Genomic DNA, 12,139 nt, shown 5'->3' with positions numbered 1-12,139 from the left:
GCCGCCCAGACACGCCGACGGCCGGCTCCCCCGCAGGGGAACCAGCCGTCGCGGCAGGAAGAGACCTACTTGCTGAGCCCCTTGGCGATGAGGTCCATGACCGAGGAGTCCGCGAGCGTCGTCGCGTCACCGACGGCGCGGTTCTCGGCGACGTCCCGCAGCAGGCGTCGCATGATCTTCCCCGAGCGCGTCTTGGGGAGCTCGGCGACGACGAGGATCCGCTTGGGCTTGGCGATCGGGCCGATCTCCTTGCCGACGTGGTTGCGGAGGATCTGGATGATCTCGTCCTCGTCCGTCGTGCCGAGCGCCTCGGCGTGGTCGGAGCGCAGGATGACGAACGCGACGACGGCCTGGCCGGTCGTCTCGTCGGTGGCGCCGACGACGGCGGCCTCGGCGACGGCGTCGTGCGAGACGAGCGCCGACTCGATCTCGGTCGTCGAGAGACGATGTCCCGAGACGTTCATGACGTCGTCGACGCGGCCGAGCAGCCAGATGTCGCCGTCGTCGTCCTTCTTGGCGCCGTCACCGGCGAAGTAGACACCGGGGAACCGCGACCAGTAGGTGTCCTTGAACCGTTCGAGGTCGCCCCAGATGCCGCGGAGCATCGCGGGCCACGGCTCGGAGAGTACGAGGTAGCCGCCACCACCGTCGGGCACGGAACGGAACTCGTCGTCGACGACGTCCGCGACGATGCCGGGCAGCGGGACCTGCGCGGAGCCGGGCTTGGCGGCCGTGACGCCGGGGAGCGGCGAGATCATGATCGCGCCCGTCTCGGTCTGCCACCACGTGTCGACGATCGGCGTGCGGTCGCCGCCGACGACGCGGCGGTACCACATCCACGCCTCGGGGTTGATGGGCTCGCCCACCGAACCGAGGACGCGGAGGGTCGACAGGTCGAACGTCGCGGGGATGTCCTCGCCCCACTTCATGCACGTGCGGATCGCGGTGGGCGCGGTGTAGAGGATGGTGACCTTGTACTTCTCGATGATCTCCCACCAGCGGCCCTGGTGCGGGGAGTCCGGGGTGCCCTCGTAGATGACCTGGGTCGCGCCGTTGATGAGCGGCCCGTATGTGACGTAGCTGTGGCCGGTGACCCAGCCGATGTCGGCGGTGCACCAGTAGACGTCGGACTCGGCCTTGAGGTCGAAGACGTACTTGTGGGTGTACGCGGTCTGGGTGAGGTAGCCGCCGGTCGTGTGGAGGATGCCCTTGGGCTTCCCGGTCGTGCCCGAGGTGTAGAGGATGAACAGCGGGTGCTCGGCCTCGACCCACACGGGCTCGTGCGTGACGTCGGCGGACTCGAGGGCGTCGTGCCACCACACGTCGCGACCCTCGGCCATCGCTGTGTCCTGTCCGGTACGACGGACGACGAGCACGTGCGCGACCGGGCTCTCGACGCCGTCGCGCGGGACGAGCGCCTCGTCGACGGCGGGCTTGAGCGCAGAGGGGGCGCCGCGCCGGAAGCCGCCGTCGGCGGTGATGACGACCTTGGCCTCGGCATCGGCGATGCGCGAGCGCAGCGCGTCGGCGGAGAACCCGCCGAAGACGACGGAGTGCGGGGCGCCGAGGCGCGCGCACGCGAGCATCGCGATGACGGCCTCGGGGATCATCGGTAGGTAGATGACGACGCGGTCGCCAGTGCTCACGCCGAGGGCTGCGAGCGCGTTGGCGGCGCGGGACACCTCGCGAAGGAGGTCGCTGTACGTGAGGGTACGGGTGTCGCCAGGCTCGCCCTCGAAGTGGATGGCAACGCGGTCGCCGCGCCCCTCGGCGACGTGACGGTCGACCGCGTTGTAGGCGGCGTTGAGCGTGCCGTCGGCGAACCAGCGGGCGACGGGCGCGCCGGACCAGTCGAGGGTCTCGGTGAACGGCTTGCGCCAGGTGAGCAGGTCACGGGCTTGGTCGGCCCAGAAGCCGAGGCGGTCGGCTGCGGCGGCCTCGTACAGCGCGGGCTGCGCGTTCGCCTGCGCGGCGAACTCCGGGCTCGGAGGAAAGCTCCGGCTCTCGTGAAGAAGATTCTCGAGGCCGGCCTGTGCCGGCGTGCCGTCCTGGGTCACGACATGTCCTCCCGTTACGCATCGACGCTGGTGCGATAGGACCAAGGTCCCGCTCGGAGTTTAGTCCTGCCAGGGCCGTGCGCTATCGGGATTCCCCTCATCTTGAGCGCACGCGTACGTGAAATCCCGCGAAGATGACAGGGGTTCGCTCCCACGTCGTGTTGAACGGCGTTGGAGCGGCGCGGGAGGCGCCGCGCAGGTCAGACCGGCGTGCGCTTCTCGTCGCTTGCGTCGGCGTCGCGCGTGACGGGCGAGAAGTTTGCACAGCTCCACGCAACCGAGGTGGCGTCGTTGGACTCACGCCACTCGACCGTCGCCGCCGGCAGTGCTGCGGCAGCGGGGGTCGCGTCGGGCTGGGAAGGGTTGGAGGTTTCGGCCTCTGCAAGCGCCGTCGCGCGGCGGCTCGCGCTCACGGCGTAGGCGAGCCCGACGACGACGGCCCCGCCGACGAGATTGCCGAGCCCGACGACGGTCATGTTCCGCGCGAAGTCCGCCCAGCCCGTCTCGGGCAGGCCCGAGATGAGGCCGACGCCGAACGTCGTCATGTTCGCGACGACGTGCTCGAAGCCCGAGGTGATGAACGCGAGCAGACACCAGAAGATCGTCACGAGGCGCGCGACCTCCGACTGCAGCCGGCTGGCGGACCACATGGCGAGGCAGACGAGCATGTTGCACAGGACGCCACGCCAGAAGAGCTCGACGTTGCTCTCGCCGCCCTTGGCCTCGAGCATCCCGGCGAGCATCGCGCCCGCGGGCGTCGTGCGCTCGAGCAGCCCGGTGAGGTGGAGCATCGCCGCGAACGCGAACGCGCCGAGGAGGTTGCCGGCGAAGCAGAAGAGGATCGTGCGCCCCGCCTCCAGCCACGTGATGGTGCGGCGCCAGGCGCCCTGGGTCGTCGTCATCATCGTCGAGGTGACGAGCTCGCCGCCCGCCGTGTAGACGAGGGTGAGGGCGACGCCGAAGACGAGCCCCTGGACGAGCTTCGTCGCGGGCGATCCCGCGGCCTGCAGCGGGCCGGCGGCGGAGACCATGAGCATGACGGCGACGCCGATGTAGGCGCCCGCGAGCATCGACTGCACGGTGTAGGCGCCGGGGCGGCGGGTGAACGCGACCTTCGTCGCCGCATACCTCGCCTGGACCTCGATGTTCTCGTCGATGCTCAGCATGCCTCGAGCATCGCCGTCCACCGACGCAAAATCGTAGGACCTTAGGACGGAACGGCTCGCCTCGGCGCAAAGGACGACCGCCGGCAGGACACCTCAGTTGTTCGCGATCCCCGTCCGGCGCGCCACGTCCGCGACGGCCTCCGCGACGACAGTCGTGACGTCGGGGTTGAAGACGCTCGGCACGATGTACGTCGCGTTGAGCTGCCCGGGGTGGACCGTCGACGCGAGCGCGCGCGCCGCCGCGAGGAGCAGTTCGTCGGTGATGCGCGAGGACTGCGCGTCGAGCAGCCCGCGGAACACACCGGGGAATGCGAGCACGTTGTTGATCTGGTTGGAGAAGTCGCTGCGACCGGTCCCGACGATCGCGGCATGCTTGGCGGCCTCGACGGGGTCGATCTCGGGGCGCGGGTTGGCCATCGCGAAGACGATCGAGTCGTCGGCCATCGTCGCGACGTCGTCCGCCGTGATGACGTCGGGCGCGGACACCCCGATGAAGACGTCGGCGCCCGCGAGCGCACCGGCCAGGGTTCCGGTGACGCCGCGCGGGTTGGTGTGCTCCGCGGTCCAGCGCAGCTGCTCGCTCAGCCCGGCGCGGCCCGTGTGGACGACGCCGTCGATGTCCGCGACGACGACATCCCGCGCGCCGGCCGCGAGCAGGAGCTTGAGGATCGCGGTGCCGGCGGCGCCCGCACCGGACAGGACGATGCGCACGCCCGGCAGGCTCTTGCCGACGACGGTGAGGGCGTTGATGAGGGCTGCGAGCGCGACGATCGCGGTGCCGTGCTGGTCGTCGTGGAAGACGGGGATGTCGAGCTCGTCGCGCAGGCGCCGCTCGATCTCGAAGCAGCGGGGCGCGGAGATGTCCTCGAGGTTGATCCCCGCGAACACGGGGGCGATGGCCTTGACGGTGCGGACGATCTCGTCGACGTCCGTCGTGTCGAGCGCGATGGGGAACGCGTCGATGCCGGCGAACCGCTTGAAGAGCGCGGCCTTGCCCTCCATGACGGGCAGGGACGCGAGCGGGCCGATGTCGCCGAGGCCGAGGACGGCCGTGCCGTCGGTGACGACGGCGATCGTGTTGCGTTTGATCGTCAGGCGGCGGGCGTCGTCGGGCCGTGCCGCGATGGCCTCGCACACGCGGGCGACGCCCGGGGTGTAGACCATCGAGAGGTCGTCGCGATTCCGAATGGGGGCGGTCGGCTCGATGCGGAGCTTGCCGCCGAGGTGCATGAGGAACGTGCGGTCGGAGACCCGGTCGACCTCGACGCCCGGGACGTGCCGGAGCGTCTCGACGATCTCCTGGGCATGCGCGTCGCCGCTCGTCGCGCACGTGAGGTCGACGGTCATGCGGGCGCTGCCCGACTCGGTGACGTCGATGCCGGTGACGAGCCCGCCGTGCTGCTCGACGGCCGTCGTCAGCTCGCTCACGACCGTCGGCCTGGCCTCGACGCGGAGGCGCGCGGTGATGGACGACGAGACGCTCGGCGCTGGGCTCATGCCCCATTGTGACGCAGGCCACGCGCCTGGCGCACGCTCGCTCGGCGCGAGTGTCGACCTCCGAGGAGGTCGACACCCGTGCCGACTTTCGAGAAGTGCTCAGTCGCGCCAGTCGACGACGGTCGTGGTCCTCCGGTCGTCGACGAACCCGGACCACGCGATGTTGCCTGCCGCAGCCACGACCTCACCCGCGTTGTCCTCGACAACGATGCGCTGCAGGGCGTCGCTGGCGAGCTCGAGCACGTACACGGGAGAGGTGGTCGCACCGGCTCCCCCGCCGAAGGACCAGACGAGACGGCCCTCATCGAGCGCGGTCGACGCGATGGTCGTCGCCTCACGGAACTCGTCACTGATGTCTGTGGTGGGCTTCACCCCGCCGCCGTGGACACCGACGATCGCCTCTCTCGACAAGTCCAGCGCGTAGACGGCGTCGCCGACGGCGAACGCGACGCGGACCCCGTCGGACGACAGCGCCCCGAGTTCCTCCTCCGTCCCGAGCGTCTCCGTGGTGTCGATCGACAGCAGCGGCGTCGCCTCATTGTCTGCGACCAGAGCGAGACCCGTTCCGCGCCACATGATCTCGGCAGCGGGTTCCCCCTGGTCGTCCTGCGACATGGTGGAAACCTCTGTCAGCGTCCGGACGACGAGCCCGTCGGACGTGACGACGGGGCTGTCGCTCGCCTTCGCGACGACGTCGATCGGACCCGTGCCGTCGAGCCGTCGGCTGACGACGACGGGCGGCCCTTCGCCGTCGGCGGGCGCAGTGCTCCACCACACCCTGTCGGCCCCGACCGCGAGCTGCACCTCGAAGAAGGTGAGCGGCTCCTTGCCGCCGGTGAAGTCCTCGGCCTTCGCGACGAGATGCGGCACACCGTCGTCGAGCCGCGCGGCGAAGATGCGCCAGTCGTCGTGGAACAGGTCGGTGCTCGCGGTCTCTGCCCAGACGACGTGCGTCGCGGAGGCTGCTACTGCGGTGATCTGCCGCGGGTCGTCCTCGGGCACGAGGCCCTCGGTCGTGACGAAGCGACGGAGCGTCCCATCCGCGTCGCGGACACCGATGCGGTCGTTGGCCGGAAGCCGAGGCCCGCCGTCCCAGGTGCAGGTCTCCTTCGGCCCGATACCAACAACTGTGGCGCCGCCCCCAAGCACCGCCCTAGCACCGATGCGTTCGACGCAACCGCGTTCGGAGCGGATCGTGTCCAGCACGGTGTACGTCTCTCCTTGGCGGGCCTCGACCTGCGACGCGACCGGAACCCAGCGCACGTCAAGCACCCGGCCGTCGGGATCGAGCAGCGCGCGAGGCTCCTCGACGTTCTTGCTCGGGGTCGGCAGCTGCGTCGGACCGGACGGCGTCGCGGTGCCCGTAGCGGACGGTGTGGCCGCCGCCGGCGGCCGCGGGGCCTCCGGCGTGCATGCCGCCGTCAGCGTCACCGCGGCGAGCAGGGGCAACGTCACGCTCAACCGGATGAGTCTCACGCGACGACGCCACGCGTCGCGGTGAAGAAGGCGAGGGTCCCTCGGACAAGCTTTGCTGCACGCATCGACAATCCCCTAGTCGCTGGGTCCCTCAGTCCCTGAGTCCCTGGCGAGAGTCAGGCTTGCGGGGCAAATCATGCCTGCCACCCGACCATGACGCAACAACCAGGGCAGCAAAATGCCTCACTCAAGATGAGTTGGTCATTCAACCCTTTGGGGTCGTGCCGTCGGAGGCTCCCGTCGCACAGCACGAACGGCGGTCCCGGGGGGAGCCGCCGTCCGGCCAGCTGGAGCAGGGGTATCAGGCGAGAAAAATCTGCGGTCGATCCACTGGGGTCGGTGCCACAGGTCCTATGCGTGGACTGGTCGCTCGTGGGTCCGGCCTGCTCCGTTGTGCTGTTGTGGAATCGAGTCTGCCGCAGGATCCTGCGCTTTTCCAGGGACCGATGGCCCTGGGCAGATGGGCCGGGAACGGGTAGTGTCAGTTCTTGGGTCGCCTTCGGGGCGGCCCTTCGTCGTTCCCGGACGCCCCGGCCGAGGCTCGCCTTCCCTCGCCTCCCGCACGGCACGGGATGCCCCGGACCGTGCGCCGCCAAGGTTGTGGTGGGATGGGGGGATGGGTTCGAACCTCACGGTCCGGGGGCCGCTCGACGACGTCGTCGCAGTCGAGGTGCGCGCGCTCGCCGCCGCAGCGGCGCACGCCGACGGCGTCCCGCCGATCTCCGAGCAGCCGCTCCTCAACCTCACGGCCGACCACCACGACGTCGTCCACGTGCTGCGCCGCGACGGCGCGGGAAAGCTCCTCGCATACGCACAGCTCGACCTCGGGGGCGCGCCCCCGACCGCCGAGATGGCGGTCTCCCCCGACGCCCGTCGTCGCGGTCTCGGCACGTCGCTCCTCGAGGGCCTGCGGGCCCTCGCGCCCGACGGCTTCGGCCTGTGGGCCTACGGGCACGGCACGGGTGCGCAGGCGTTCGCCGAGCACCACAGGCTCGAGACCGTGCGCGAGCTCTTCGTCATGGACCGCCCCCTCCCGGGGACGGCGACGCGCCCCACGCCCCCCGACGGTTACACGCTGCGCACCTTCACGCCCGACGACGCCGACGCATGGCTCGCCCTCAACGCGCGCGCGTTCGCGCACCACCCCGAGCAGGGCCGGCTCACGCGCGCCGACCTCGACGCCCGCCTCGCCGAGCCGTGGTTCCGTGCCGACGACCTGCTGCTCGTCGACGGCCCGGACGGCCCCGCGGCGTTCGTGTGGACCAAGGTCGTCGGGACCGACGGCGAGCTCTACGTCGTCGCCGTCGACCCGGGGCACCAGGGCCGCGGCCTCGGCCGCCTCCTCACCGAGGTCGCGCTCGCGCACCTCGCCGCGCGTGGCTGCACCCGAGCGCTGCTCTACGTCGACGGCGACAACCTGCGCGCCGTCAACGTCTACCGCCGCGCGGGCTTCGACCTCGCCGACCGGCACGTGCTCGTCCGCGGCACGTCGGCCATCTCCTGATCACCGCAGAGCCACCGGAAGATGCCACGATGTCTGCCATGAACGACGCGACCGCCACGACCGTCCCCGACGAGCCCGCCCAGGTGGCGCGCACCGTCCCGACGATCCCGCTCGACCCGGAGCTCGCCGCGCACATCGCGGAGCACATTGCCGAGCCCGTCGACGCGCCCGACGCTCCCGTCGAGCTCGCGCCCCTGCCCGACGACCGCTTCGCGGACCGCGAGCTGTCGTGGCTCGCGTTCAACCAGCGTGTCCTCGAGCTGGCCGAGGACCCGGCGACGCCGCTGCTCGAGCGCGTGAGGTTCCTCGCGATCTTCGCGTCCAACCTCGACGAGTTCTTCATGGTGCGCGTCGCCGGTCTCAAGCGGCGCATCGCGACGGGCATCGCCGTACCGTCGGCATCGGGGCAGTCGCCGCGTCAGGTGCTCGAGGGCATCGCGGAGAGCGCGCACGTCCTCGCCGAGCGTCACGCCCGCGTGTTCACCGAGCAGGTCCAGCCCGCACTCGCGCACGAGGGCATCACGATCGTCGGCTGGGACGACCTCTCGTCGAACGAGCAGGACCGGCTGCGCAAGTACTTCCGCAAGCAGATCTTCCCCGTCCTCACGCCCCTCGCGGTCGACCCGGCGCACCCGTTCCCGTACATCTCGGGGCTCTCGCTCAACCTCGCGGTGCTCGTGCGCAACCCGGCGACGGGCAAGGAGCACTTCGCGCGCGTCAAGGTGCCGCCCATCCTGCCGCGCTTCGTCGCCGTCGACTCCCGGGGCCGCCCGTCCGCGCCGGACGCGCAGGTCGCGGCTGCGCAGGAGACGAGCTTCGTGCCGATCGAGGACGTCATTGCGGAGCACCTCGACCAGCTCTTCCCCGGCATGGAGATCGTCGAGCGGCACCTGTTCCGCGTGACGCGCAACGAGGACGTGGAGGTCGAGGAGGACGACGCCGAGAACCTCCTGCAGGCGATGGAGAAGGAGCTGCTGCGCCGACGTTTCGGTCCGCCCGTGCGCCTCGAGCTCACGCCCGACGTCACGCCACGCATCCGCAAGCTTCTCCTCAAAGAGCTGGGCGTCGAGCCGGACGAGGTGTACGAGCTGCCCGTGCCGCTCGATCTCACGGGGCTCAACGTCATCGCTGACATCGAGCGTCCCGACCTCTCGTTCCCGCGCTTCGTGCCGACGACGCACCGCTATCTCGCGGAGGTCGAGTCGGCGACGCCCACGGACGTCTTTCAGGCGATCCGCGCGCGCGACATCCTCCTGCACCACCCGTACGACTCCTTCTCGACGTCGGTGCAGACGTTCCTCGAGCAGGCTGCCGCGGACCCGTCGGTGCTCGCGATCAAGCAGACCCTCTACCGGACGTCGGGCGACTCCCCGATCGTCGACGCGCTCATCGACGCGGCCGAGGCCGGCAAGCAGGTCCTCGCGCTCGTCGAGATCAAGGCGCGCTTCGACGAGCAGAACAACATCTCGTGGGCCCGCAAGCTCGAGCAGGCGGGCGTCCACGTCGTCTACGGGATCGTCGGGCTCAAGACGCACTGCAAGCTCTCGCTCGTCGTCCGGCAGGAGGCCGACGGCCTCCGCCGCTACTGCCACGTCGGCACGGGCAACTACAACCCCAAGACGGCGCGCCTCTACACGGATCTCGGCCTGCTCACGTGCGACCCGGACGTCGGCCAGGATCTCTCGCGTCTCTTCAACCAGCTCTCCGGCTATGCGCCGCGCTCACGCTTCCAGCGGCTGCTCGTCGCGCCGCGCTCGGTGCGGACGGGGCTCGTCGAGCGCATCGACCGCGAGGCGCAGATCGCGCGCGAGGGCCGTCCCGCGTGGATCCGCATGAAGGTCAACTCGATCGTCGACGAGGCGACGATCGACGCGCTCTACCGGGCGTCGCAGGCGGGCGTGCAGGTCGACCTCGTCGTCCGTGGCATCTGCGCCGTGCGGCCCGGCGTCCCGGGCCTCTCGGAGACGATCCGGGTGCGGTCGATCCTCGGCAGGTTCCTCGAGCACTCTCGGATCTTCGCGTTCGGCAACGACGGCCAGGCCGACGTCCTCATCGGCTCGGCTGACCTCATGCACCGCAACCTCGACCGGCGCGTGGAGGCACTCGTGTCGATCGTCGACGAGGAGCAGGTCGTCAACCTCGTCGAGCTCCTCGAGGCCTCGATGGACGACGGCACCGCGTCGTGGCACCTCGGCCCGGACGGCTCGTGGGTGCGGCACCACCTCGGTGCCGACGGCGAGCCGCTGCGCGACCTCCAGGGCACTCTCATCTCCCGGCAGCGACGGCGCCTGGGGATGGGCCGGGGGCGGTGAGCCGCGTGGCCGTGCCCTCGGGCTCGAGCCTCCTCGACACGGGCGAGTCGGTGCGCCGGCCCGCGATCGAGGCTGCGGGCGCGCTCGTGTGGCGCGAGCGCAAGGGGCGGCTGCAGGTGCAGCTCGTCCACCGGCCGCGGTACGACGACTGGTCGTGGCCCAAGGGCAAGCTCGACTCGGGCGAGACGTTGCGCGAGTGCGCCGTGCGCGAGGTCGCCGAGGAGACGGGCAGGCCCGTCGTCCTCGGCGTGCCGCTGCCCATGCAGCGCTACCGGACGCCCGAGGGCCGGCTCAAGCGCGTCCACTACTGGGCGGCGCGTCGCGCGGCCGACGTCGATGCTCCCGCGGTGCGGGTGCGCCCGCCGGTCGCTCCCGTCGATCCCACCGAGATCGACGACGTCGTCTGGCTCGACGTCGACGTGGCGCACGAGCGCCTCTCGCGTGCGACGGACCGCGAGCCGCTCGACGCCCTTGTGCACGCGCACGCCAAGGACCGCCTCGCGACGCACGCGCTCGTCGTCGCCCGGCACGCCCGGGCGCGCAAGCGCGGCGCGTGGGCGGGCGGCGAGGATGACCGCCCGCTCACACCCGCGGGCTACCTCCAGGCCGCGACGATCGTGCCGATCCTCTCGGCGTACGGTGCGGCGCAGATCGTCTCGAGCTCGTGGCTGCGCTGCACCGACACGATCGCGCCGTACGCGCGCGCGACGGGGCTCTCGGCGGGCCTGAGCTTCGACCTCACCGAGCTTGCGCACGCCGACGACCCGCGGGACGCGCGCGACGTCGTCGAGCGGCTCCTCGAGGATCCCGTCGCGTCCGTGCTGTGCACGCACCGGCCCGTGCTCCCGACGGTCCTCAAGGTGCTGCGCCTGCACGCGCGCCGAAGCGTGCGCGCCCAGCTGCCCGCCGAGGACCCGTTCCTGCGGCCGGGCGAGCTGCTCGTCGCGCACGTCGCGCCGCGGCCCGACGGGCCGCGCGTCGTCGCCGTCGAGATCTCCCGCAGCCACCTGCACGCGAGCATCCTCGGCAACCGCGCAGGCGTCGCCTGATCCCTGAGACACAGAGAGACGGCTCCCCACCATTCGATGGTGGGGAGCCGTCTCTCCGTGCAAGGGACGGGTCAGACGAGCAGCGGGTGGAGGGCCCAGAAGACCGCCACCGAGACACCCGCGGCCGCGGGGATCGTCAGCACCCACGCGATGCCGATCGACTTCGCCACGCCCCAGCGCACAGCGGAGAGCCGCTTCGTCGCGCCGACACCCATGATCGCGGTCGTGATCGTGTGCGTCGTCGAGACCGGCGCGTGCAGCCAGAACGCGTTGAGGTAGAGGACGATCGCGGAAACGGACTCGGCGACGAAGCCGCGCGCCGGGTCGAGCTCGATGATGCGGCGGCCGAGGGTGCGCATGATGCGTTTACCGCCCGTCGCGGTGCCGGCGGAGATCGCTGCGGCCGCGAGGATCTTGATCTCCCACGGGATGGGGTCGCCGCGCGTCGTCCAGTCGACGGCGGTCGTCGCGAGGAACATCACGCCCATCGTCTTCTGCGCGTCCTGGAGGCCGTGACCGAGCGCCATCGCAGCAGCCGAGGCCGTCTGCGCGATGCGGAACCTGCGCGACGCCTTGGCGGGCGCCGCGTTCTTGAAGATCCACAGGACCGCGACCATGACGAGGAACGCGATGCCGAACCCGATGATCGGCGAGAAGATCATCGGCAGGACGACCTTCTCGACGATCGAGTCCCAGTACACGGCGATCCCGCTCGCGAGGCCCGCGCCGACGAGCCCGCCGATGAGCGCGTGCGTCGACGACGACGGCAGGCCGAACCACCATGTGATGAGGTTCCACGTGATCGCCCCGACGAGCGCCGCGAGCACGGCCACGAGCGTGAGCCGCGTGCCGACGCCGTCGATGTGGATGATGTCGTGCGCGATGGTCTCCGCGACCGCCGTGCCCATGAGGGCACCCGCGAAGTTCATGACGGCCGCCATGGCGAGTGCGACCTTCGGCGTGAGCGCGCGCGTCGACACCGAGGTGGCGATCGCGTTCGCGGCGTCGTGGAAGCCGTTGGTGAAGTCGAACGTCAGCGCGAGCGCAGCGACGACGAGTACGAGTGCGACGTCCACGA

General features: G+C 70.9%; 8 protein-coding genes. 3 read left to right on the top strand and 5 right to left on the bottom strand.

All coding sequences use genetic code 11. The features are described from left to right. Window positions 1-65 precede the first annotated feature (65 nt). From acs to IGS67_RS00700, 4 genes are all read right to left on the bottom strand, one after another. A complete protein-coding gene (gene acs, locus IGS67_RS00715) occupies window positions 66-2,057 on the bottom strand; it encodes an acetate--CoA ligase (protein ID WP_192276796.1) in 1,992 nt (663 codons plus the stop codon). Between the two features lie 200 nt (window positions 2,058-2,257). After that, a complete protein-coding gene (locus IGS67_RS00710) occupies window positions 2,258-3,223 on the bottom strand; it encodes a formate/nitrite transporter family protein (RefSeq protein ID WP_192276793.1) in 966 nt (321 codons plus the stop codon). A 93-nt stretch (window positions 3,224-3,316) separates the two neighbouring features. Beyond that, window positions 3,317-4,720, bottom strand: coding sequence for an NAD-dependent malic enzyme (locus IGS67_RS00705; RefSeq protein WP_192276791.1), 1,404 nt, complete (start codon window positions 4,718-4,720; stop codon window positions 3,317-3,319). A gap of 99 nt (window positions 4,721-4,819) precedes the next feature. Then, window positions 4,820-6,196 (bottom strand): hypothetical protein, encoded by a 1,377-nt coding sequence (locus IGS67_RS00700; protein ID WP_210766945.1) that lies wholly within the window; start codon window positions 6,194-6,196, stop codon window positions 4,820-4,822. A 616-nt stretch (window positions 6,197-6,812) separates the two neighbouring features. On the opposite strand from IGS67_RS00700, the gene mshD reads away from it, so the two are divergent. Genes mshD through IGS67_RS00685 form a run of 3 tightly spaced genes read left to right on the top strand, consistent with a single transcriptional unit; the run spans window position 6,813 to window position 11,061 of the window. After that, window positions 6,813-7,700, top strand: a complete 888-nt coding sequence (mshD, locus tag IGS67_RS00695; RefSeq protein WP_192276785.1) for a mycothiol synthase — start codon at window positions 6,813-6,815, stop codon at window positions 7,698-7,700. Window positions 7,701-7,738: 38 nt separating this feature from the next. Beyond that, window positions 7,739-10,012 (top strand): RNA degradosome polyphosphate kinase, encoded by a 2,274-nt coding sequence (locus tag IGS67_RS00690; RefSeq protein ID WP_192276782.1) that lies wholly within the window; start codon window positions 7,739-7,741, stop codon window positions 10,010-10,012. A gap of 5 nt (window positions 10,013-10,017) precedes the next feature. Further along, on the top strand, window positions 10,018-11,061 hold the full coding sequence (locus tag IGS67_RS00685) for an NUDIX hydrolase (protein WP_328741263.1): 1,044 nt from the start codon (window positions 10,018-10,020) through the stop codon (window positions 11,059-11,061). 71 nt (window positions 11,062-11,132) lie between these two features. On the opposite strand, the gene IGS67_RS00680 is transcribed toward IGS67_RS00685, so the two are convergent. Continuing rightward, on the bottom strand, window positions 11,133-12,137 hold the full coding sequence (locus tag IGS67_RS00680) for an inorganic phosphate transporter (protein ID WP_192276779.1): 1,005 nt from the start codon (window positions 12,135-12,137) through the stop codon (window positions 11,133-11,135). Window positions 12,138-12,139 lie beyond the last annotated feature (2 nt).

The organism is Flavimobilis rhizosphaerae, assembly GCF_014852685.1.
Lineage (GTDB): Bacteria > Actinomycetota > Actinomycetes > Actinomycetales > Cellulomonadaceae > Flavimobilis > Flavimobilis rhizosphaerae.
Note: the sequence above shows the minus strand (reverse complement) of the source record. Positions and strands in the feature narration are given on the sequence as shown.

Coding starts and splice junctions, on each gene's coding strand:
- IGS67_RS00710 (WP_192276793.1), bottom strand. CDS start 3,223: ATGCTGAGCATCGACGAGAACATCGAGGTCCAGGCGAGGTATGCGGCG.
- IGS67_RS00705 (WP_192276791.1), bottom strand. CDS start 4,720: ATGAGCCCAGCGCCGAGCGTCTCGTCGTCCATCACCGCGCGCCTCCGC.
- mshD (WP_192276785.1), top strand. CDS start 6,813: ATGGGTTCGAACCTCACGGTCCGGGGGCCGCTCGACGACGTCGTCGCA.
- IGS67_RS00690 (WP_192276782.1), top strand. CDS start 7,739: ATGAACGACGCGACCGCCACGACCGTCCCCGACGAGCCCGCCCAGGTG.